Genomic DNA, 22844 nt, shown 5'->3' with positions numbered 1-22844 from the left:
CTCTAAAGTACGTATCCGCCAATGGAGTGAGTCATGCTGATCCCAGGCAAACCGTTCAAGCGCGGTGCTTGTACAGACCCGTTACGTTCGCCACTGCAGGAGCGTGAGCTGCTGCGTGACCTGGCCCGCAAGGCCGAGCAAGAACTGATGGGCGTGCAGATGGCGAGCATGGACGAGTTGACGCTGCTGCCCAACCGTCACGGTTTTACAGCGCTGGCCCAACAGGGGATGGACGCCTGCCAGCAGCTGGGATTGCCGGCGACGCTGCTGTTTTTCGACCTCGATAATTTCAAGCGAATCAACTATCTGTACGGGCGCGCCGAAGGTGACCACGCCTTGAAGACCTTCGCTGACGTGCTGCGTATCGCCTTTCGCGAAAGCGATGTGATTGGTCGATTGGGCAACGATGAGTTTGTCGCCTTGTTGACGGGTGCAAGCGTTGTCGAACTGTCCGCGATCAAGGCCCGGCTCGAAGAAATACTCGCCGAGCGCAATGCCACGGCCAATCGCAGCTTTGCCATTCACTTCAGCATTGGCCAGGTCGAGTTTGATGCTCGGCTACACCCGACAGCGGAAGACGTGTTGGCCCTGGCCGACAAAGCGATGCACGACACGGGTCATTGTTGAGCGGCGCCTTGCAAAGCGGCGGCAACGTAGGCGGCCGTTCGCAACAGCCGGCCATCGTCCCTGAACTTCCCGATGATCTGTAGCCCGACCGGCAACATCGGTTGGGCGCGCACCAGCGGGATGTTCACCTGCGGCCAGCCAAACGCCCCCCAGAACTTGATGAAGTCCGACGGTCCGGTGCTTTCCAGGCCCATCGGCGCGACCATCCCGCAAGAGGCACAGAGCAGGGCGTCGAACGGTTGGCAGAGCTCATTCAAACGGGGCGCAAGCGTGGCCAGGCGCGCCTTGGCAGCGGATTCCTGCTCCCAGGTTGTTGCCGCCGCTCGCTCGAACATGGCCAGTGTCGAAGGGCTCAGTTGAGCGCGGTGGCGTTGGAATTCCTTGGCCAGCGAGCGGGCACCTTCGCAATCGTTGATCAACTGATGGTCGTCGAACACTGCGGCAAATTCATCGGGCAGCTCCAGTTCGCTCACATAATGGCCGGCGCTGCGCAACTGATCCGTGGCCTGCTCCAGAGCGCACGCCACCTCGGCGTCCACCTGATCCCAGCGTGAGGTGCGGCAGAAACCCAGCCTCAGTGGACGCCGCTCGACGTCCGGCACTACAAAACCGGGAATCAACACCCGTGCCACAAGGTGCAGATCGCGCACCGATCGTCCATACCAGCCCACGGTATCGAAGCTCGGGGCCAGCGGCTTTACACCTTCCAGCGACACCAGTCCCAGGGACGGTTTGTAGGCGAAAAGGCCGCAATAGGACGCTGGCTTGAGCAGCGAGCCAGCCGTCTGGGTGCCCAGCGCCACGGCAAAGAAACCCGCTGCCATCCCGGCCGCCGAACCCGCGCTGGAGCTGCCCGGCGTGCGAGCGAGATCGTGAGGATTTCGGGTCGGGCCGGTGTGCATGTAGGCAAATTCGGTGGTGTGGGTCTTGCCCATGATCAGCGCGCCGGCCTGGCGCAGCAGCGTCACCACGTGGGCATCCCGGGACGGTTGATGGTCGGTGTAGATGGGCGAGAAGAATTGCGTGGGGTAGGTGGCGGTGTCGAAGATATCCTTGATGCCGACGGGGACGCCAGCCAGCAGGCCGCGCCCGGTATTCTGCGCAGCATCGGCACGCACCTGCCGGTCGTCGAACGAGACGAACGCCTGGATATCCGGCTCCCGCGCCTGAATGCACTCAAGAAAGGATTCGGCGATGGCGGCAGCGGTCGTATCGCCATTGGCCACCGCTTCACTGAGGGTGGTCGCGTCAAGGGCCGGGCGGTTCATTTGGCAAACAACTGGCTGATATTTTTAAACGCTTTGAACTCCAAAGCGTTGCCGCACGGGTCGAAGAGAAACATCGTGGACTGCTCGCCCACCAATCCCTGGAAGCGGATGCCCGGCTCGATCACGAAGCGTGTCCCAAGGCCTTTCAAGCGCTCGGCCAGCGCCTCCCATTCCGCCATCCCCAGCACCACACCGAAATGCGGCACCGGTACGTTATGACCGTCCACGGCATTGGTGTGCGCCGCTTCCTGAGAAGCGTTTTTCGGTGCCAGGTGAATCACCAGTTGATGGCCGAAAAAGTTGAAGTCGACCCAATGCTCGCTGGAGCGGCCTTCTTCCAGGCCGAATATGTCGCCGTAAAAGCGTCGGGCAGCCGCCAGATCGTAAACCGGAATGGCCAAGTGAAAAGGGGAGAGTTGCATCGGGTTCGCCTCAGGTTCTCAGGAGTTGAAGCAGAGTTTAGCGCTATGATTTTTGATTAAAAGACGATAGTTTTTGCGTCGAGCTCAAATTATTTCGATCAATCGAGAACGCTTATGCTGCGCGAACTGAAAACCTTCATCGCCGTGACGCGCTACGGCACGTTCGCGGCTGCCGGCATGCACATCGGCCTGACGCAGTCGGCGGTCAGCGCACAGATGCGCAATCTGGAACAGGCGCTGGGTATCCGCCTGTTTGATCGCACCGGGCGCCAGGCGATTCTCAATGCCGCAGGGCAACGGGCGTTGCCGATGGCGCAGCAGATCCTCGACACGTTTAGCCGGATGGCCGTCAGTGATGATGTCAGCGAGTACCGTGGCGAGTTGAAAATCGGCGCAGTGGCCACGGTCCAGACCGGGTTGTTGCCTCAGGCATTTTTAAGGTTGAGGGAGCAGGCACCGCTGCTGGAGCCGAAACTGGTGCCGGGCGTGTCGATGAGTTTGTTGAGTCAGGTAGATACCGGTGAGGTGGATCTGGCGATATTGATCAAGCCGCCATTTGAACTGCCCAAAGAGCTGTCGGCGCAGGTGATTCGCCGGGAGCCGTTTGTATTGATCGTGCCGATGGACCTTGAGGGCGATGATCCGTTGCAGATCCTCGCGAGCCATCCGCACGTGCGTTACGACAGCAACTCGTTCGGTGGACGCCTGATAACGCGATTTTTACGTGAACAGCAGATTGATGTGCACGTGGCCATGGAGCTGGATGAGCTGGAAGCCATCGTGAAGATGGTCGAATGCGGGTTCGGCGTTTCACTGCTGCCCGAGGCCGGGCTATGGCTTGAACATGGGGCGAAGGTCAGGATTGTCCCGTTGGGCGAGTTGACGTTCTACCGCGAAATCGTGCTGCTGCAGCGCTACAGCCAGCGCACACAGCCGATCCAGCAGTTGTTTGCCAAGTGCCTGACGCAACCTGCCGGCTAACTCAGGCGCGGCAATTTATGTGCTGTGAAGAATGAATTTTGGCTCTTGAAGACATTAAAACTGTTATTTATGACAGTGATGTGTGTCTCGGCTTTCGCACTATCGTGGCGCTGTCAAACGGATCTGGCTGTCGGGATGGATGTTTTTTTGCATTCCCCCTGATTGCATGGAGCCCTTACTTCAGGAGGATAGCGGCATGACAGCGCAAGCCAACACGCAGCAACGAGCACCAGGTGATCTGGATGTGGGATTTGCTGACAACGGGATGATCAATATTCCTCAAGGTTCGTCTCAATGTGTCGTTGAAACATCTGCCGGGAAACTGCTTTACGTGGCTCAAACAGGCCGTGTCTCATGGATTTATCGAGCCATGGCTGATGGCACTTCCGATCCGACTTTCCAACCGTTCGCGTGGGACTTCGCCAAAGGCCAATTCGAAAGTTTCACACGTTTACTTGCTCGAAGAGACGGCAAATTCCTGTTGATTGGTAACTCGGGTAAAGAGCCCTTTATCCGGCAGGCTGCGATTACGCGATTCAACGAGGGAGGAAGTCCTGATTTAGTCTTTGGCACAAGAATATTGCCTTTACCCGTCGATCCCGTTCCTCCGGAACAGGGTTTGCAGACATTCGGACCTACGGGATGTCTCACTGCTGACCACCATGTTTTAGTGGCCGAAAGTTACCAACGGGTGGACAACGAGGGCACAACTATCGATTCGGCGGGTAGGGTATACACCCTAGATGACCAAGGTCATCCCGACACTGGTTTTGAAGTCAGATTCAAGGGGCTGATTACGACGATCCATAGCATCGGCGTCCTTTCAGACGGGCGCATCGTTGTGTTTGGGATTGTTGACCGACCGTCTTCAGGCATATCAGTCCCGAGAGCGGTCTTGGCTTGCTACAACCGAGACGGCACGTTGAACAAAACCTTCGGCATTGACGGATTTTGGGAGAACGAAAATTACACCAGTTTTGGCTCGATGGTGGTGGATGATGACAAGATAATCATCGCCGCTGCCACGTCGATTAATGACGATGGTAAACGTTATGTTGCCGTGCAGCGGGTATCGGGTAATGGCGCATCGGATGAAACGTTTAACAGTGGATTGCCGTTGGTGGTTGATCTGGGTTCCGACTTTGTAAACATCCCTTCCGTCACCGTACAGCCGGATAAAAAAATCGTGGTCGCAGGGAGTGAGAATTTTCCTGTGCAAAAGCTGTACTGGCTGCGTACCACCGAAGGCGGTGAGCTCGACCCTACTTTTGGTGACTCTGGGGTGGTTCGGCAGCAAACAGGCCGGTTGACTGACATGATTGTCCAGCGCACCGTCAATCGACTCATCCTCGCGGTTAATCTGGACTCAAGTGAAGCTCAAGGTCCGAAAGTCTTGGGTATCCTGAGCTGATAGTGTTTTTACGAACACGCAAGCCATAAATNCCTGTGGGAGCGAGCTTGCTCGCGATGGCAGAGTGTCAGTCGACAAATAAGCTGAATGTCAGACCGCAATCGCGAGCAAGCTCGCTCCCACAGGGGGTTTGCATCAGGCCTGAATCGCAGGCATAAAAAACCCGCCATAACCGGCGGGTTTTTTATGGGCTAGCAGAAGATCACTCTTCCAGGCTACCCATCGCAGTGGTGTTGAAACCACCGTCCACGTACATGATTTCGCCGCTGATGCCGGACGCCAGGTCCGAGCACAGGAAGGCGCCGGCGTTGCCGACTTCGTCGATGGTGACGTTGCGACGCAGCGGGGTTTGCGCTTCGTTGGCGGCCAGCATTTTACGGAAGTTCTTGATGCCGGAAGCGGCTAGGGTGCGGATCGGGCCGGCCGAAACGCAGTTGACGCGGGTGCCGTCCGGGCCCAGGGAGCCGGCCAGGTAACGCACGCCGGCTTCCAGCGAAGCCTTGGCCATGCCCATTACGTTGTAGTTCGGCATGGTGCGCTCGGCGCCCAGGTACGACAGGGTCAGCAGGCTGCCATTGCGGCCTTTCATCATTTCACGGCCAGCTTTGGCCAGGGCCACGAAGCTGTACGCGCTGATGTCGTGAGCGATGCGGAAACCTTCACGGGTGGTGGCTTCAGTGAAGTCGCCGTCCAGTTGGTCGCCCGGGGCGAAGCCGACGGAGTGCACGATGCAATCCAGGCCGTCCCACTTCTTGCCCAGCTCAACGAAAACCTTGGCGATTTCTTCATCGCTGGCCACGTCGCACGGGAAGCACAGGTCAGGGTTGGAGCCCCAGCTTTGTGCGAACTCTTCGACACGACCCTTGAGTTTGTCGTTCTGATAAGTGAAGGCAAGCTCAGCGCCCTCGCGATGCATGGCGGCAGCGATGCCGGATGCGATGGACAGCTTGCTGGCGACACCGACGATCAGTACGCGCTTACCGGCGAGAAAACCCATGTGTTGCTCCTCTCTTTCAGGTTATTGCGCAGTGGCCGGAGCCAGGAAAGCGGCTTCCAGCAACTGCTGTGTATACGGATGTTGGGGGGCGGCAAAGATACTTTGCGCGTCTCCCTGTTCGACCACTTGGCCCTGCTTGACCACCATCAGCTGGTGNCTCAGGGCCTTTACCACCGCCAAGTCATGGCTGATAAACAGATACGTCAAGTTGTACTTGGCCTGCAATCTGCGCAGCAGCTCCACCACTTGGCGTTGCACGGTGCGGTCGAGGGCCGAAGTCGGCTCGTCCAGCAAAATCAACGCCGGTTTTAGCACTAATGCCCGGGCAATGGCGATTCTCTGCCGCTGCCCACCGGAAAATTCGTGGGGGTAGCGGTTCCGGGTTTCCGGGTCCAGGCCTACCTCCTTCAATGCCGCAATAATCGCTTGTTCCTGTTCCGCCTCGGTGCCCATCTTGTGGATCCGCAGGCCTTCGCCNACAATCTCGCTGACGCTCATGCGCGGGCTCAAGCTGCCGAACGGGTCCTGAAACACCACCTGCATTTCCCGACGCAACGGCCGAACCTCGGCCTGCGTCAAGCAGTCTAGCTGCTTGCCTTCAAAACGGATGGCGCCTTTGCTGCCGATCAGCCGCAAAATCGCCAGACCGAGCGTCGACTTGCCCGAGCCGCTTTCGCCGACAATGCCCAGGGTCTGGCCCTGGGGCAGGCTGAAATTGATGCCGTCCACCGCCTTGACGTAATCGACGGTGTTACGCAAAAAGCCTTTCTTGATCGGNAACCAGACTTTCAAGTCCTCGACCTGCAGCAACGGCGGGCCAATTACATTGGTCGCCGGCTTGCCGCTGGGCTCCGCTGCCAGCAGTTCCCGAGTGTACGGATGCTGCGGCGCGCGGAACAACTCTTCGCACGATGCCTGTTCGACGATGCAACCGCGCTGCATGACACATACGCGATGCGCAATTCTTCGCACAAGGTTCAAATCATGACTGATCAGTAGCAATGCCATGCCCAGGCGGGCCTGCAATTCCTTGAGCAATTCGAGGATTTTCAGCTGAACGGTCACGTCCAGCGCGGTGGTCGGTTCGTCGGCAATCAGCANTTCCGGCTCGTTGGCCAGGGCCATGGCGATCATCACCCGCTGGCGCTGGCCGCCGGACAGTTCGTGGGGCAGGGCCTTGAGGCGTTTGTGCGGTTCGGGAATACCCACCAGCTCCAGCAATTCCAGGGTGCGTTGGGTCGCGACCTTGCCCGTGAGCCCCTTGTGCAGGCCGAGCACTTCGTTGATCTGCTTCTCGATGCAGTGCAGCGGGTTCAACGAGGTCATCGGCTCCTGGAAAATCATCGCAATGCGGTTACCGCGGATGTGGCGGATGGTTTTCTCTTTCAGACTCAGCAGGTCTTGCCCGGAATAGTNGATGGTGCCGGCCGGGTGCCGTGCCAGCGGGTAAGGCAGCAGGCGCAGGATCGAGTGGGCGGTCACCGACTTGCCCGAGCCGCTTTCGCCGACCAGGGCCAGGGTTTCGCCGCGCTTGATATCGAAGCTGACGTTGTTGACCACGCGGTGGTGATGGTCGCCGGTGACGAACTCGACGCAGAGGTCGCGGACTTCGATCAGATTGTCCTGATTCATCTCATTTCCTCGGGTCGAAGGCATCGCGCGCGGACTCGCCGATAAACACCAGCAAACTCAGCATGATCGCCAGCACGGCAAAGGCACTCATGCCCAGCCACGGCGCTTGCAGGTTGGATTTACCCTGGGCCACCAGTTCACCCAACGACGGTGAGCCGGCCGGCAGGCCGAAGCCGAGAAAGTCCAGGGCGGTGAGGGTGCCAATGGCGCCGGTCAAAATGAACGGCATGAAGGTCATGGTCGAAACCATGGCGTTGGGCAGGATGTGGCGGAACATGATCGCGCCATTCTGCATCCCCAGCGCCCGGGCTGCGCGCACGTATTCAAGGTTGCGCCCGCGCAGGAACTCGGCGCGCACCACGTCCACCAGGCTCATCCAGGAAAACAGCAGCATGATCCCCAGCAGCCACCAAAAATTGGGCTGCACAAAGCTGGCGAGAATGATCAGCAGGTACAGCACCGGCAACCCNGACCAGATCTCCAGGAAGCGCTGCCCGGCCAGGTCGACCCAGCCGCCATAGAAACCCTGCAAGGCCCCGGCGACCACGCCGATGATCGAGCTGAGCACCGTCAGCGTGAGGGCAAACAGCACTGACACACGAAACCCATAGATCACCCGCGCCAGCACATCACGGCCCTGGTCGTCGGTGCCCAGCAGGTTGACCGAGGAGGGCGGCGCGGGGGCCGGCACCTTCAGGTCGTAGTTGATGCTCTGGTAGCTGAACGGGATCGGCGCCCACAGCGTCCAGGCATCCTTGGCCTTGAGCAGTTCCTGGATATACGGGCTCTTGTAGTTGGCCTCCAACGGGAACTCGCCGCCGAAGGTGGTCTCCGGGTAGCGNTTGAGCGCCGGGAAATACCAGCCGTTGTCGTAATGCACCACCAGCGGTTTGTCGTTGGCGATCAACTCTGCGCCCAGGCTCAGCACGAACAGGACCAGGAACAGCCACAGCGACCACCAGCCACGTTTATTGGCTTTGAAACGCTCGAATCGGCGGCGATTGAGGGGGGATAGATTCATCTCAATGCTCCCGGCTGGCAAAGTCGATACGCGGATCGACCAAGGTGTAGGTGAGGTCACCGATCAGTTTCACCACCAGCCCCAGCAGGGTGAAGATAAACAGCGTGCCGAACACCACCGGGTAGTCACGGTTGATCGCGGCTTCAAAACTCATCAGGCCCAGGCCGTCGAGAGAGAAGATCACTTCCACCAGCAACGAGCCGGTGAAGAAAATCCCGATAAACGCCGAAGGGAAACCGGCGATGACCAGCAGCATGGCGTTGCGAAACACATGGCCATACAGCACACGGTGGTTGGTCAGGCCCTTGGCTTTGGCGGTGACCACATACTGTTTGTTGATTTCGTCGAGGAAGCTGTTTTTGGTCAGCAGCGTCATCGTCGCGAAGTTGCCGATCACCAGTGCGGTGACGGGCAAGGCCAGGTGCCAGAAGTAATCGAGAATCTTGCCGCCCCAGCTCAGCTCGTCAAAATTATTCGAGGTGAGCCCGCGCAAGGGGAACCAGTCGAGGTAACTCCCGCCGGCAAACACCACGATCAGCAGGATCGCAAACAGGAATGCCGGGATCGCGTAGCCGACGATGATCGCCGAGCTGGTCCACACGTCGAAGTGGCTGCCGTGTCGTGTGGCTTTGGCGATCCCCAGGGGGATCGACACCAGGTACATGATCAGCGTGCTCCATAACCCGAGGGAGATGGACACCGGCATCTTTTCCTTGATCAGGTCGATGACCTTGGCATCGCGAAAGAANCTGTCGCCGAAGTCCAGGGTGGCGTAGTTCTTGATCATGATCCACAAGCGTTCCGGCGCCGATTTGTCGAAGCCGTACATGTGCTCGATTTCCTTGACCAGCATCGGGTCCAGACCCTGCGCGCCGCGATAGGCCGAGCCGGCCACCGAGACCTCGGCACCGCCCCCGGCAATGCGGCTGGTGGCGCCGTCAAAGCCTTCGAGCTTGGCGATCATCTGCTCCACCGGGCCACCGGGAGCGGCCTGGATGATGATGAAGTTGATCAGCAAAATCCCGAACAGCGTGGGGATGATCAGCAGCAGTCGCCGAAAAATATACGCCAGCATCTGATTACTCCGTGCCCGCAGGGTCGGCTTGCAGTTTGGTTTCGACTTCTACCGCAGGTTTCGCATCAGGCTTGACCCACCAGGTCGTGGTGCCGATGTCGTACTTGGGAGAGACTTTCGGGTGACCGATGTGGTTCCAATAGGCCACGCGCCAGGTCTTGATGTGCCAGTTGGGGATCACGTANTAGCCGAACTGCANCACGCGGTCCAGTGCCCGGGCATGGGCCACCAGGCTTTTGCGCGAATCGGCGTTGATCAGCTGCTCGACCAGTTGATCGACCACCGGGTCCTTGAGGCCCATGGAATTGCGGCTGCCGGGTTTGTCGGCCGCGGCGGACATCCAGAACTCGCGCTGCTCGTTGCCCGGTGATGTCGATTGCGGGAAGCTGCCTACCAGCATGTCGAAGTCCCGCGAACGCAGGCGGTTGATGTACTGCGAAACGTCGACGCGGCGAATCACCAGGTTGATGCCAAGGTCGGCCAGGTTGCGCTTGAACGGCAGCAGTACCCGTTCGAAGTCGGTCTGGGCCAGCAGGAACTCGATGTTCACGGGTTTGCCGGTGGTGTCGACCATCTTGTCGTCGACGATCTTCCAGCCGGCCTCTTGCAGCAGTTGGTAAGCCTTGCGCTGCTGGGTGCGGATCATGCCGCTGGCGTCGGTCATCGGGTTCTGGAACGCTTCGCTGAACACCTGCTCGGGGATCTTGCCGCGGAACGGACTCAAAATTTCAAGCTGATCGGCGTCGGGCAGGCCGGTCGCGGCCATTTCCGAGTTTTCGAAGAAACTGCGGGTACGCACGTAGGCACCGTTGAACAGTTGCTTGTTGGTCCATTCAAAGTCCAGCAGCAACGTAAAGGCCTGGCGCACGCGCACGTCCTGGAACACCGGACGGCGCAGGTTGAACACAAAGCCCTGCATGCCGGTCGGGTTGCCGTTTGGGATTTGTTCCTTGTTCAATCGCCCCTNAGCCACGGCCGGAATGTTGTAGGCGTTGGCCCAGTTCTTCGCGCTGAATTCCAGCCAGTAGTCGAACTGCCCGGCCTTGAGGGCTTCCAGCGCGACGGTGTTGTCACGGTAGTAATCGGTGGTCATTACGTCGAAGTTGTAGAAGCCACGGTTGGCCGGCAGGTCCTTGCCCCAGTAATCCTTGACCCGCTCGTAGCGTATCGAGCGGCCGGCCTTCACTTCGGTCACCTTGTAGGGGCCGCTGCCCAGCGGCATTTCAAGGTTGCCCTTGTTGAAATCGCGGTTCGCCCACCAGTGCTTGGGCAACACCGGCAGCTGGCCGAGGATCAGCGGCAATTCGCGGTTATTGGTGCGCTTGAACTTGAACAGCACGCGCAGCGGGTCTTCGGCCACCACTTCGTCGACATCGCTGTAGTAACCGCGATAGAGCGGGGCGCCTTCCTTGGTCAGCATCTGGAAGCTGAACACCACGTCTTCGGCACGCATCGGATGGCCGTCGTGGAAGCGCGCTTCAGGACGCAGGTAGAAGCGNACCCANCTGTTGTCCGGGGCTTTTTCGATCTTGCCGGCCACCAGCCCGTATTCAGTGATGGGCTCGTCCAGNCTNTGTTTGGCGAGGGTGTCGTAGATTATGCCGATGTCGTCGGCCGGTACGCCTTTGCTGATGAACGGGTTGAGGCTGTCGAAGCCGCCGANGCCGGCCTCGCGGAAGGTACCGCCCTTGGGGGCGTCGGGGTTTACGTAGTCGAAATGCTTGAAGTCGGCCGGGTATTTCGGCGGCTCGTTGTACAGGGTCACGGCATGTTGCGGGGCGGCGCAGGCCAGCCCGGCGAACAGCAGACCGCTGGCCTGCAACAGCAGGGCGCTCAGGGGTTTCATCGATCCTTCTCCGAAGATTTCAGCCACCATGCGCTCAGGCCCAGGCTGTAGGGCGGCGTGGTGACAAAGGCGAACCGGTTGCGGTACGCCAGGCGATGATAGTTGAGGTACCAGTTGGGGATACTGTAGTGCTGCCACAGCAGCACCCGGTCCAAGGCGCGGCCGGCGGCCAATTGTTCTTCGCGGGTCTGCGCCGCCAGCAGTTGGTCCAGCAGGTGGTCCACCACCGGGTTGGCGATGCCTGCGTAGTTCTTGCTGCCCTTGACCCCGACCTGGCTGGAGTGGAAATACTGCCATTGCTCCAGGCCCGGGCTGAGGGTCTGGTTGAGCGTCATCAGGATCATGTCGAAATCGAACTGATCGAGGCGTTGTTTGTACTGGGCGCGATCGACCGTGCGCAGCCGCGCGTCGATGCCAATGCTGGCGAGGTTCTCGACGTAAGGCTGAAGGATGCGCTCCAGGTTCGGGTTGACCAGCAGGATCTCGAGTTTGAGCGGTTGGCCCTTGGCGTTCTCGATCCGTTGCCCATTGAGCTTCCACCCGGACTCGGCGAGCAGCGCCAGGGCCTTGCGCATGGTTTCCCGGGGGATGCCGCGGCCTTCGGTCTTTGGCAGGCTGAACGGCTCGGTGAGGAGCTTGGCGGGCAACTGTTCGCGATACGGCTTGAGCAACAGCCATTCATGACCCACCGGCACGCCGGTCGCGGAAAATTCGCTGTTGGGGTAGTAGCTCACGGAGCGTTTGTAGGCGCTGCTGAACAGGGTACGGTTGGTCCACTCAAAGTCGAACATCAGCCCCAGCGCCTCGCGCACCTTGGCCTGGGCGAAGGTCGGACGCCGGCTGTTCATGAACAGNCCCTGGCTCTGGGTCGGGATCTGGTGNGGGATCTGCGCCTTGATCACGTCGCCGCGGCGCACCGCCGGGAAGTTATAGCCTGTGGCCCAGTTCTTGGCCTGGTGTTCGATGTAGATGTCGAACTCGCCGGCCTTGAAGGCTTCAAAGGCCACGTCGCTGTCGCGGTAGAACTCGACTTCGACCTTGTCGTAATTGTAGAAGCCNTGGTTGACCGGCAGGTCTTTGCCCCAGTAATCCTTGACCCGCTCGAACACCAGTTGCCGGCCTGGGGTGACTTTGGTGATGCGATACGGCCCGCTGCCCAGCGGTGGTTCGAACGTGGTGGCCTTGAAATCGCGGTTCTTCCAGTAATGCTGGGGCAATACTGGCAACTCGCCCAGGCGCAGGATCAGCAATGGGTTGCCGGCGCGCTTGAACACGAAACGGATGCGATGACGGTTGAGGATGTCGACCCGCGCCACCTCTTGAAGGTTGGTGCGGTACTGCGGGTGGCCTTCGGTCAATAGCGTGCGATAGGAAAATGCCACGTCATAGGCGGTGATGGGTTTGCCATCGTGGAAGCGCGCTTCCGGGCGCAGGTTGAACACCACCCAACTGCGGTCTTCGCTGTATTCCACCGACTGGGCAATCAGCCCGTAGCTGGAGGTCGGTTCGTCGCCGGACGGCGCGTACTGGCCGGTGCCGACCATCAGCGGCTCGTTCAGCTCATTGACGCCGTATTGCAGGAAGTTGGGGGTGGAAACCGGGCTTGAGCCCTTGAAGGTGTAAGGGTTGAGGGTGTCGAAGGTGCCAAACGCCATCACCCGCAACGTACCGCCCTTGGGCGCTTGCGGGTTGACCCAGTCGAAGTGGGTAAATCTGGCCGGGTACTTGAGCGTGCCGAACTGCGCATAACCATGGCTTTCGCTGATCGTCGCGCTTGCGGTGGAGCTCAAGGCCAGGCTGATCAGGANTAGAAGGAGGGGACGCTTCAAGTCAGAGATCCGATCCAGGCGGCTTGGGCTTTGTGGGCCGTACAGTAACAGCTTGTATCGACAGGAAAAAGACAGGGGGTTAATGCGTTGTTAATTGCCGGGGTGACGGTGCGGCAGGCGCAGAACCTGTGGCGAGGGAGCAAGCTCGCTCGCCACAACTGTCATTGCAGCCACCGCTTCGAAAGCCCTCAAATCACAGGCAAAAAAAGGTCTGCATGCGGGCAGACCAGNNTGGGACGTCTCCTTCGTGACGTGTGATCGTTTGACCTCCAGCCAACGACGACGTTCGTTGCCTGTCCGGCGGGCAAAGAAAAAGCCCCTGAAAAATCAGGGGCTCGTTTTTAGCGCGGCGAAGACACCGTCAACATCTGCCCAGGCTTCAACGCCTGACCGACACGCGGATTCCAGCGCTTGAGGTGCTGCATTTCAACGTTGAAGCGTTTGGCGACCATGTACAACGAATCGCCTTGCTGGACCTTGTATTGGGTCTGCGGCTTTTCCTTGGCGGCTTTGCTGTTGGTCCTGCTGTTCGCCGCCACAACGGTGTTGACGCGACCGCCGCTACGTTTGGCAGTGTCCTGCATCACCAAAGTCTGGCCGACCTTGAGTTTCTTGCCGGTCATCTTGTTCCAGCGCTGCAGGTCCTTCACGTCGACCTTGTTCGCCTTGGCGATGGCGGCCAGGTTGTCGCCGCGTTTGACGCGGTAGGCACGTTTGAGGCTGGCGATTTCGGATTCATCGGCGCCTTCGAAGACTGGCTTGAGCGACTTCTTGCTGATCAACTCTTCAGGACGCATGGTCGAGAGGCTGGCGGTCAGCAACTGCGCCTTGGAGCTCGGTACGAGCAAATGCTGGGGGCCGTCGAGGGTGGTGCGTTGTTTCAAGGCCGGGTTGAGCTGGAACAGTTCGTCTTCGTCGATCTCAGCCAGCGCGGCGACCCGGGACAGGTCCATGCGCTGGTTGATTTCGACGACCTGGAAGTACGGTTCGTTGGCGATCGGGTTGAGATTCACGCCGTAGGCTTCGGGGGCCAGCACGACCTGGGACAAGGCCAGCAGCTTGGGCACGTAAGCCTGGGTTTCGGCAGGCAGAGGCAGGTTCCAGTAGTCGGTAGGCAGGCCGAGTTTTTCGTTGCGCTCGATGGCCCGGCTGACCGTGCCTTCACCGGCGTTGTACGCCGCCAGGGCCAGCAACCAGTCGCCGTTGAACATGTCATGCAGACGTGTCAGATAGTCCAGGGCCGCGGTGGTCGAGGCGGTGATGTCGCGACGGCCATCATAGAAGCGGGTCTGACGCAGGTTGAAGTAACGGCCGGTGGAAGGAATGAATTGCCAAAGACCCACCGCGTCGNTGCGGGAATAGGCCATTGGGTTGTAGGCACTTTCAATCACTGGCAGCAGGGCCAGCTCCAGGGGCATGTTGCGTTCTTCAAGCCGTTCGACGATGTAATGAATGTAGAGGCTGCCGCGTTCTCCGGCGTTCTCCAGGAAGGAAGGGTTACTGGCGAACCACAAACGCTGTTGCTCGATGCGCGGGTTGACGCCCAGGCCGTCCTGCAACTGGAAGCCCTGACGCATGCGCTCCCAGACATCCTGTGGAATTTGCGGAGTCGGCTTCTCGCTGAGCCAGATAGGTTTCTGCTTGGCGCGGGCGGCGATATTCGGAGTGTGTGTCGCTTCGGTCTGCGGCACATGGCTGGAACAGCCCGCCAGAGTGGCGGACACAGCCACCGCGATGGCTTGAGCCAGGCGGGTCAATGCGTCTGAAGAGATGGATTTACGAATAGATGACGACATTGGCTGGAAGTAAGTTCCGGGCAAAAATGTCGGGCGATTCTAGAAAGCGCTTTGGTTCCGGTCAACCATTCAGAATTTTTGTACCAACGATGCGGCGACTTAGAACTTATCTTTCCAAGCCCGAAGAGCAGCAAAGACCGCACTCGGAGACCGGTTTTGGGTTCCATTCCGTTCGTCCACTTTTTCTTTAACGGATGTTTCATCAACACGCAAAAACGGGTTCGTCAGCTTTTCAAGCGCCAAAGTAGAGGGCAGCGTCATGATTCCGGCCGCACGTTGCTCGGTGACTTTTTCCAGACGTGCGGTGATGTCCGGATTGCCGGGTTCGACCGCTGCTGCGAATTTCAGGTTGCTCAGGGTGTATTCGTGGGTGCAATAGACCAGCGTATCTTCCGGCAGCGCAGCGAGGCGGCTCAGCGAGGTGTGCATCTGCTCGGGCGTGCCTTCGAACAAGCGCCCGCAACCGGCGGCAAAAAGGGTGTCGCCGCAGAACAACAGGCCGTGGTGGTAATAGGCAATATGCCCCAGGGTGTGTCCGGGAACCGCAAAGACATCGAATTCCCAGCCCAGCACGCTCACGCGGCCGTTGTCCTTGAGCGCCACGTCCCGCGCCGGGATGGTTTCGCTGGCCGGGCCGTAGACTTTCGCGTCTGTCGCTTTTTTCAGCTGCTCGACACCGCCGACATGATCATGATGATGGTGAGTGATCAGGATATCGCTCAATACCCAGCCCGGATGCTCCGCCAGCCAGGCTTGTACGGGCGCGGCATCACCCGGATCGACCACGGCGCAGCGTAGGGTGTGCGGGTCTTGTAACAACCAGATGTAGTTGTCGGTGAACGCGGGGAGTGCACTGATCTGTATCATTCTTCGATTCGCCAAGCTGAACACATTGGTGCATCTTAGAACGTCTAGGCGAGTTGGAGAATGCAATGACTGATAAAGCGTTCGCCCAGGCCGATCCTGAATGGCTGGCCCTGATCAGCGCGGCCCGTGAATGGCTGTCCGGGCCGATCGGGCAATTTCTGCTGGATGAAGAACGGCGCATGCTCGAAGACGAGTTGGGTCGGTTCTTTGGTGGTTACCTGGTGCATTACGGCCCGTCGGCCCAGACGCCGCCTGCCGCGCCGCAGGTGCAACGCAATGTGCGCCTGGGCGCGCCGTTGCCGGGGGTGGAGATTGTCTGCGAGGAACAGGCCTGGCCGTTGAGCGAGCATGCCGCCGATGTGGTGGTGATGCAGCACGGCCTGGATTTCTGCCTGTCGCCCCACGGCTTGCTGCGTGAAGCCGCGAGCAGTGTGCGCCCCGGCGGGCATTTGCTGATTATCGGCATCAACCCCTGGAGCAGCTGGGGCCTGCGCCATGTGTTCGCCCATGACGGCCTGCGCCAGGCGCGCTGCATCGCGCCGTCACGGGTAGGCGACTGGCTGAACCTGCTGGGCTTTGCGCTGGAGAAACGCCGCTTCGGGTGCTATCGTCCGCCGCTTGCGTCCGCCAAGTGGCAAGGCCGTCTGGCCGGCTGGGAACGCCGGGCGGGTGCGTGGCAGCTGTCGGGCGGCGGCTTCTATTTATTGGTGGCGCGCAAGATTGTGGTCGGGCTGCGGCCGGTGCGTCAGGAACGGCGCGAACCGATGGGCAAGCTGATTCCATTGCCGATGGCCAAGGTCAACCGTCGTAACATCGAGCCGTAATACACTTTTTATTTCCCGGCCGGGTTTGCCCCGGCCTCGGGCATCGTCGGTCACTGATCGGCGAGCCACGGCATTTTCTGGATAGATTGGCATGAGCGATAGCGTAGAACTCTTCACCGACGGCGCCTGCAAGGGCAACCCCGGCCCCGGCGGTTGGGGCGCGTTGCTGGTGTGCAAGGGCGTGGAGAAGGAACTGTGGGGCGGCGAAGCCAACACCACCAACAACCGCATGGAGCTGATGGGTGCCATCCGTGGCCTGGAAGAGCTCAAGCGCCGGTGTGACGTGCTGCTGGTGACCGACTCGCAATACGTGATGAAGGGCATCAACGAGTGGATGGTCAACTGGAAAAAGCGCGGCTGGAAAACGGCGGCCAAGGAACCGGTGAAGAATGCCGACCTGTGGCAGCTGCTCGATGAGCAATGCAACCGCCACAACATCACCTGGAAATGGGTGCGCGGGCACATCGGCCATCCTGGCAACGAACGCGCCGACCAACTGGCCAACCGTGGCGTTGATGAAGTGCGCGGGTACAAGCAGGCCTGACTCAACGCTGAACCTTTGTGAGAGCTCGCTCTCACAGGACCTCACAGTTTCAAGATGGCAGTCGCCAGTTTTGGTCTGGCTGTCTGCCTCCAGGCTTTATAAGTTCTTCGCGAGCAAGCTTCGCTCCTCCAGGGTGTCACAGCATCAAGATCGCGGTGGCCAGTTGTTGGTCTGAATACGGTTCGTTGACCACCCCGCGAATCCGCAAAAACGCCGCCTGGATCCGCGCCCCGCGAATCACCCCCTCGCTCGCCACAAACGCTGCCGCATCATCCTTGGCCGCCAGTACGATCTTGTCGTCGCTGAATGAGCCACTGGTGCCTTTGGTGGAGCTCATCGTCAGACTGACGGTGACGTCTGTGCTGATGACAAAACTGGTGGCGTGGGCGCCGGAACCCAGCAAACAGGTACTCAATAAAACCAGAGAGCTCGCTCTCACAGGACCTCACAGTTTCAAGATGGCAGTCGCCAGTTTTGGTCTGGCTGTCTGCCTCCAGGCTTTATAAATATTGCTAATGATGGCTGAAAGCTGCATGAGCGCCGCTCACTTGGCGGCACGCGCGCCGTATCCCGCGAGCGTGTTAACATCGCCGCTTTTGCACGATTGACCCGTTGAGAGCTGANCCCTGATGGCCATCCGATCTGTTGTACTCGATACCGAAACCACCGGCATGCCGGTGACCGATGGCCACCGGATCATCGAAATCGGTTGTGTCGAGCTGATGGGGCGGCGCCTTACCGGCCGTCACTTTCACGTTTACCTGCAACCGGATCGCGAGAGTGACGAGGGCGCCATCGGCGTACACGGCATCACCAACGAATTCCTGGTGGGCAAACCGCGTTTCACTGAAGTGGCCGATGAGTTTTTCGAATTTATCAATGGCGCCCAGCTGATCATCCATAACGCGGCGTTCGACGTCGGTTTCATCAATAACGAATTTGCCCTGATGGGGCAGAGCGATCGTGCGGATATCTCCCAGCACTGCTCGATCCTCGACACCTTGATGATGGCCCGTGAGCGTCACCCAGGCCAGCGCAACAGCCTGGATGCCTTGTGCAAGCGCTATGGCGTCGACAACTCCGGCCGTGAACTCCACGGCGCCTTGCTCGACTCCGAGATTCTCGCCGACGTTTACCTGACCATGACCGGCGGGCAAACCAGCCTGTCCCTGGCCGGTAATGCGTCCGACGGCAACGGTTCCGGCGAAGGCGCGGACAACTCCGCCACCGAAATCCGCCGCTTGCCGGCCGATCGCCAGCCGACCCGGATCATCCCCGCCAGCGAAGATGACCTGGCCCGGCACGTGGCACGCCTGGAAGCCATCGCCAAGTCCGCCGGCGCCCCGTCGCTGTGGCAGCAATTGGTCGAGGCCAAGGCGCAGGCTTGAGTCAGATCTGAAGTGACATCGCTTTTGTGGCAAGGGAGCTTGCCACAGGGCTTTTGTTNATTTCAGTTTGAGTTGATGGCCACATGATGGTGCGCTCATTGACCCGCTTCAGGGCATCGTCGCTCGCCACATCCGCTTCAACCCTCTACCCTGAGCATATTGGCAGGCCACGGTCTGTAGCCTCAGGACACTGAGCCTCATGTATAAAGATTTGAAATTCCCGGTCTTNATCGTACATCGCGACATCAAGGCCGACACCGTTGCCGGTGATCGGGTNCGTGGCATCGCCCGGGAACTGGAGCAGGAAGGCTTCAGTATCGTTTCGGCGGTGGACTACACCGAAGGGCGGCTGGTCGCTTCGACCCATCACGGGCTTTCCTGCATGTTGATCGCCGCCGAAGACGCCAGCGCCCATTCTCATTTGTTACACAATATGGCTGAGTTGATCGGCCTGGCGCGGGTGCGCGCGCCGGACTTGCCGATCTTTGCGCTGGGCGAACAGGTCACGCTGGAAAACGCCCCGGCCGATGCCATGGCCGAGCTCAATCAACTGCGCGGCATTCTCTATCTGTTTGAAGACACCGTGCCCTTTCTGGCGCGGCAAGTGGCCCGGGCGGCCCGCAAATACCTGGATGGTTTGCTNCCGCCGTTTTTCAAGGCATTGGTGCAGCACACCGCCGATTCCAATTACTCCTGGCACACACCCGGCCATGGTGGTGGTGTGGCTTACCGCAAAAGCCCCGTCGGGCAGGCGTTTCATCAGTTCTTTGGGGAAAATACCCTGCGTTCGGACTTGTCGGTGTCGGTGCCGGAGCTGGGTTCCTTGCTCGATCACACCGGCCCGCTCGCCGAGGCGGAAGCCAGGGCCGCGCGTAACTTCGGCGCCGATCACACGTTCTTTGTGATCAACGGAACCTCGACGGCCAACAAGATCGTCTGGCATTCCATGGTCGGTCGCGACGACCTGGTGCTGGTGGATCGCAACTGCCACAAGTCGGTGTTGCATTCGATCATCATGACCGGCGCGATCCCGTTGTACCTGTGCCCGGAGCGCAACGAACTGGGGATCATCGGCCCGATCCCCCTGAGCGAATTCAGCCGCGATTCGATTCAGGCAAAGATTGACGCCAGCCCGCTGACCCAAGGCCGTGAGCCCAAGGTCAAGTTGGCCGTGGTGACCAATTCGACCTACGACGGCCTCTGTTACAACGCCGAACTGATCAAGCAGCAATTGGGCAACAGTGTCGAGGTCTTGCACTTTGACGAGGCCTGGTACGCCTACGCGGCCTTCCACGAGTTTTTCGCCGGTCGTTATGGCATGGGCACCTCGCGCACCCCGGACAGCCCCCTGGTATTTACCACGCATTCCACGCACAAACTGCTGGCCGCGTTTAGCCAGGCCTCGATGATTCACGTCCAGGACGGCGGCGCGCGGCAACTNGACCGCGACCGTTTCAATGAAGCGTTCATGATGCACATCTCCACCTCGCCGCAATACAGCATCATTGCCTCGCTGGACGTGGCGTCGGCGATGATGGAAGGCCCGGCCGGGCGTTCGCTGTTGCAGGAGATGTTCGACGAGGCCCTGAGCTTCCGGCGCGCACTGGCCAACCTGCGCCAGCATATCGCCGCCGAGGACTGGTGGTTTTCCATCTGGCAACCGCCGTCGGTGGAAGGCATCGAGCGTGTGGTCACCGAAGACTGGCTGCTGCAGCCCGACGCTGACTGGCACGGCTTTGGTGGTGTGACTGACGATTACGTGTTGCTCGATCCGATCAAAGTNACCCTGGTNATGCCTGGCCTGACCGCAGGCGGTGCACTGAGCGAACGCGGGATTCCGGCGGCGGTGGTCAGCAAGTTCCTTTGGGAGCGAGGGCTGGTGGTCGAGAAGACCGGCCTGTATTCATTCCTGGTGCTATTTTCGATGGGNATTACCAAGGGTAAATGGAGTACCTTGCTCACCGAGTTGCTGGAGTTCAAGCGCAGCTACGACGCCAACGTCAGTCTGGCGACATGCCTGCCCTGCGTGGCGCAACAGAACGTCGCACGTTATCAGGGCATGGGGTTGCGGGATNTNTGCGATCAATTGCACAGTTGTTACCGCAGCAATGCCACGGCCAGGCACCTCAAGCGCATGTACACGGTATTACCGGAAATTGCGATGAAGCCGGCTGACGCCTATGATCATTTGGTGCGGGGTGAAGTGGAGGCGGTGTCGATCGATGCCCTGAAAGGGCGAATTGCCGCGGTGATGCTGGTGCCGTATCCACCGGGCATTCCGTTGATCATGCCGGGCGAGCGCTTTACCGAGGCGACGCGGTCGATCATCGATTACCTGTCGTTTGCTCGCACGTTCGACAGCAGCTTCCCCGGTTTTGTCGTTGATGTGCACGGACTGCAACACGAAGACGAGGGCAATGGACGGCATTACACCGTTGATTGCATCAAGGAATGAGGACCTTTCCCAGCATGCAACCGATCATGAATCCCAAATACCCAGGCCTCTCGGTGCGTGTCGCCGATGAGGGTTTCGCGCCTTACATCTGGGGCAGTGATTTCAGTTTTGAAGTCGCGGCCTATGGCGCAGCCGTAATCGGCAAACCGGTGGAGCAGTGGCAGGTAACGCCGATCACCCCTTATCGAAAGTGTTACGGCATTGATCCCGAGGAGTTCAGCAGTTTCCGCGATGCCGCCGACAGCGCGGTGTTCATGGCCTATCTCGATGATGAGCCCGTCGGCCATCTGGTGGTCAGCACCAACTGGAACGGCTTTGCCCATATCGACGAGTTGGCCGTGCATGCTCCGGCGCGCCGTCACGGTGTGGCCAAGGCGTTGCTGGACGTGGCGCAGTTCTGGAGTCGCAAGAAAAACCTGCCGGGCATGATGCTCGAAACCCAGAACAACAATTTGGGCGCCTGCCGACTCTATGAGCGCTGTGGTTTCGTGATAGGCGGAATCGATCATCTGCGTTATCGCGGCATCGACCCGAACACAGCCGAAGTCGCGTTGTTCTGGTATCGCCTGTTCGATAATCCGCTGGAAAACCCGCTCAGCTCGACAACATCGCCGCGGCTTGTTCCGTGAGGATGTCCAGCAGCACCTGAACGGCCGACAAGGGTTCGCCGTTCTTCAGGGTCAGGGCATAGAGGCTGATCGGCACTGCGGGCGCCAACGGGCAGGCATCCAGGCCGCTCGACTTGGCCCCGAGGGCGGTGAACGGATCGACAATCGCCAGGCCTTCGCCGGCTTCCACCATGCTGCGCATCATCTGGTAGGTCTGCACCCGTGTCTGGATGACCGGGGCAGGGCGCAAAGCATGCAGTTTGTTGTCGAGCGCCGGGCTCAGCGGATCATGACCTTCCAGGCCAACCATCGACTGGCCAGCCAGATCCTGCAACGAAATGTACTTCTGTTTCGGTTGCAGCCAGCCATGGGGTGCCAACAGCTGGAGTTTGCCCTGGGCAATGACCTGGCAATGAATGTCGGCGTGGTCGGGATCGTGCAGGCTCAGCCCCAGATCGCTTTCACGCAGCAGCAGGCTTCTGACGATCTCGCGGGTGGGTTGGCTCAGCAGGGTGCAAGGGGCATCGGGAAGGCGTCGGCGCAGGGCGGCGATGCTGTGGGGCAATAATTGTTGGGCCAACGGCGGGGTGCAGATGATGCGCAGCGGGTGCGCCTGATATTGCTTGAGGCTGCTGGCCAGGCGCTGGACCGGCTCAAGCGCGTCGTAGACGTGGGCGATTTCAACCTGCAACTCCCGCGCCTCGCGCGTCGCCTGCAAACGTCCACGCACGCTGGAAAACAGCATGAATCCCAACTGATCCTCGGCGTCGCGCAAAATGCCTTCGACCTCGGTCACCGGCAACTGCAGCCATTCGGCGGCGGTGCCCAGGTGACCGGTCTGCAAGAGCGCGTGGATCACTTCGATATGACGTAAACGCATGCGTGAAGTCCATGTTCAGCAGGTGAGGGAGTCAGTGACTGAATCCTAACTCAAGTGCGCGCATATGACTTCTGCTCATAACGCGGGGTTATGAGGCGGTGGTGATTTCCGGCCGGCTGCCGACATAGGTGTCGGGTTCGCGCACGATGGTGATGTTCGATTGCACCAGCAGAAACTGGTTGTCGTCGAGCTTATTGACGCGATCGCCAATGGCCAGTTTGTAGGTGGTCACAGGCGCCGAGCCAGTGAGGCCGTCATGCGAGGGGGTGGATTCCTGGAACTCATGCACCGAATACACGCGTCCTTCCGCGTCTCTGGCATGGAACTGTCCGACAAGTACTGCAGCCATCTGTTTAGAACCTCTGGAGATAAA

The 22844-nt window shown here is 59.7% G+C and carries 21 protein-coding genes; 8 read left to right on the top strand and 13 right to left on the bottom strand.

Annotation, left to right across the window (positions count from 1 at the left end; genetic code table 11):
• The first annotated feature begins 33 nt into the window (after positions 1–33).
• Positions 34–627 (top strand): GGDEF domain-containing protein, encoded by a 594-nt coding sequence (locus B7L09_RS03050; RefSeq protein ID WP_094467678.1) that lies wholly within the window; start codon positions 34–36, stop codon positions 625–627.
• Here the strand turns inward: B7L09_RS03050 and B7L09_RS03045 are convergent.
• Together B7L09_RS03045 and B7L09_RS03040 are read right to left on the bottom strand one after the other, a co-directional pair.
• On the bottom strand, positions 618–1895 hold the full coding sequence (locus B7L09_RS03045; protein WP_094467677.1) for an amidase: 1278 nt from the start codon (positions 1893–1895) through the stop codon (positions 618–620). The genes B7L09_RS03050 and B7L09_RS03045 overlap by 10 nt on opposite strands.
• Positions 1892–2317: a VOC family protein gene (locus B7L09_RS03040; protein WP_094467676.1), complete on the bottom strand. Its 426-nt coding sequence runs from the start codon at positions 2315–2317 to the stop codon at positions 1892–1894. Before B7L09_RS03040 ends, B7L09_RS03045 begins: the two co-directional genes overlap by 4 nt.
• Before the next feature lie 114 nt (positions 2318–2431).
• Between B7L09_RS03040 and B7L09_RS03035 the strand changes: the two genes are divergently transcribed.
• Together B7L09_RS03035 and B7L09_RS03030 are read left to right on the top strand one after the other, a co-directional pair.
• Positions 2432–3298 (top strand): LysR family transcriptional regulator, encoded by an 867-nt coding sequence (locus tag B7L09_RS03035; protein WP_094467675.1) that lies wholly within the window; start codon positions 2432–2434, stop codon positions 3296–3298.
• A gap of 196 nt (positions 3299–3494) precedes the next feature.
• Positions 3495–4709 (top strand): NHL repeat-containing protein, encoded by a 1215-nt coding sequence (locus B7L09_RS03030; RefSeq protein WP_094467696.1) that lies wholly within the window; start codon positions 3495–3497, stop codon positions 4707–4709.
• Positions 4710–4911: 202 nt separating this feature from the next.
• On the opposite strand, the gene fabI is transcribed toward B7L09_RS03030, so the two are convergent.
• The 8 genes from fabI to gloB all read right to left on the bottom strand — a co-directional run bounded on the left by fabI (position 4912) and on the right by gloB (position 15772).
• Positions 4912–5706 (bottom strand): enoyl-ACP reductase FabI, encoded by a 795-nt coding sequence (fabI, locus tag B7L09_RS03025; RefSeq protein WP_008152082.1) that lies wholly within the window; start codon positions 5704–5706, stop codon positions 4912–4914.
• A 21-nt stretch (positions 5707–5727) separates the two neighbouring features.
• Positions 5728–7338 carry an ABC transporter ATP-binding protein gene (locus B7L09_RS03020; protein ID WP_094467674.1) on the bottom strand — a complete coding sequence of 537 codons (1611 nt, stop codon included), beginning with the start codon at positions 7336–7338 and terminating at the stop codon, positions 5728–5730.
• A 1-nt stretch (position 7339) separates the two neighbouring features.
• Positions 7340–8359 (bottom strand): ABC transporter permease, encoded by a 1020-nt coding sequence (locus tag B7L09_RS03015; protein WP_094467673.1) that lies wholly within the window; start codon positions 8357–8359, stop codon positions 7340–7342.
• A 1-nt stretch (position 8360) separates the two neighbouring features.
• Positions 8361–9434 (bottom strand): microcin C ABC transporter permease YejB, encoded by a 1074-nt coding sequence (locus B7L09_RS03010; protein WP_094467672.1) that lies wholly within the window; start codon positions 9432–9434, stop codon positions 8361–8363.
• Positions 9435–9438: 4 nt separating this feature from the next.
• A complete protein-coding gene (locus B7L09_RS03005) occupies positions 9439–11280 on the bottom strand; it encodes an extracellular solute-binding protein (protein WP_094467671.1) in 1842 nt (613 codons plus the stop codon).
• The gene (locus B7L09_RS03000) at positions 11277–13085 is read right to left on the bottom strand and encodes an extracellular solute-binding protein (protein WP_438269290.1); all 1809 of its coding nucleotides are present in this window, start codon (positions 13083–13085) and stop codon (positions 11277–11279) included. The genes B7L09_RS03005 and B7L09_RS03000 overlap by 4 nt, the downstream gene beginning before the upstream one ends.
• 365 nt (positions 13086–13450) lie before the next feature.
• Positions 13451–14905, bottom strand: coding sequence for a transglycosylase SLT domain-containing protein (locus B7L09_RS02995; RefSeq protein WP_094467669.1), 1455 nt, complete (start codon positions 14903–14905; stop codon positions 13451–13453).
• Between the two features lie 99 nt (positions 14906–15004).
• On the bottom strand, positions 15005–15772 hold the full coding sequence (gene gloB / locus B7L09_RS02990; protein WP_094467668.1) for a hydroxyacylglutathione hydrolase: 768 nt from the start codon (positions 15770–15772) through the stop codon (positions 15005–15007).
• A gap of 65 nt (positions 15773–15837) precedes the next feature.
• Between gloB and B7L09_RS02985 the strand changes: the two genes are divergently transcribed.
• Together B7L09_RS02985 and rnhA are read left to right on the top strand one after the other, a co-directional pair.
• A complete protein-coding gene (locus B7L09_RS02985; RefSeq protein WP_094467667.1) occupies positions 15838–16596 on the top strand; it encodes a class I SAM-dependent methyltransferase in 759 nt (252 codons plus the stop codon).
• 91 nt (positions 16597–16687) lie between these two features.
• Positions 16688–17140 carry a ribonuclease HI gene (gene rnhA, locus B7L09_RS02980; RefSeq protein WP_094467666.1) on the top strand — a complete coding sequence of 151 codons (453 nt, stop codon included), beginning with the start codon at positions 16688–16690 and terminating at the stop codon, positions 17138–17140.
• Positions 17141–17276: 136 nt separating this feature from the next.
• Here the strand turns inward: rnhA and B7L09_RS02975 are convergent, their stop codons facing one another.
• Positions 17277–17543 carry a DUF2388 domain-containing protein gene (locus B7L09_RS02975; protein WP_010459798.1) on the bottom strand — a complete coding sequence of 89 codons (267 nt, stop codon included), beginning with the start codon at positions 17541–17543 and terminating at the stop codon, positions 17277–17279.
• A gap of 232 nt (positions 17544–17775) precedes the next feature.
• Here B7L09_RS02975 and dnaQ point away from each other — a divergent pair, with 232 nt between their 5' ends.
• The 3 genes from dnaQ to B7L09_RS02960 all read left to right on the top strand — a co-directional run bounded on the left by dnaQ (position 17776) and on the right by B7L09_RS02960 (position 21612).
• The gene (gene dnaQ, locus B7L09_RS02970; protein ID WP_176457657.1) at positions 17776–18528 is read left to right on the top strand and encodes a DNA polymerase III subunit epsilon; all 753 of its coding nucleotides are present in this window, start codon (positions 17776–17778) and stop codon (positions 18526–18528) included.
• A 199-nt stretch (positions 18529–18727) separates the two neighbouring features.
• Positions 18728–20983, top strand: coding sequence for an Orn/Lys/Arg family decarboxylase (locus tag B7L09_RS02965; RefSeq protein ID WP_094467664.1), 2256 nt, complete (start codon positions 18728–18730; stop codon positions 20981–20983).
• 14 nt (positions 20984–20997) lie between these two features.
• Complete coding sequence (locus tag B7L09_RS02960) at positions 20998–21612, top strand: GNAT family N-acetyltransferase (protein WP_094467663.1); 615 nt, start codon at positions 20998–21000, stop codon at positions 21610–21612.
• Here the strand turns inward: B7L09_RS02960 and B7L09_RS02955 are convergent.
• Complete coding sequence (locus B7L09_RS02955; RefSeq protein WP_094467662.1) at positions 21578–22471, bottom strand: LysR family transcriptional regulator; 894 nt, start codon at positions 22469–22471, stop codon at positions 21578–21580. The genes B7L09_RS02960 and B7L09_RS02955 overlap by 35 nt on opposite strands.
• Positions 22472–22559: 88 nt before the next feature.
• Positions 22560–22820, bottom strand: a complete 261-nt coding sequence (locus B7L09_RS02950; RefSeq protein WP_094467661.1) for a hypothetical protein — start codon at positions 22818–22820, stop codon at positions 22560–22562.
• Positions 22821–22844: the final 24 nt, after the last annotated feature.

Source organism: Pseudomonas mandelii (genome assembly GCF_002251635.1).
GTDB lineage: Bacteria > Pseudomonadota > Gammaproteobacteria > Pseudomonadales > Pseudomonadaceae > Aquipseudomonas > Aquipseudomonas mandelii_B.
The sequence above is the reverse complement of the archived record's forward strand: the minus strand, read 5'-3'. Positions and strand labels throughout refer to the sequence as shown.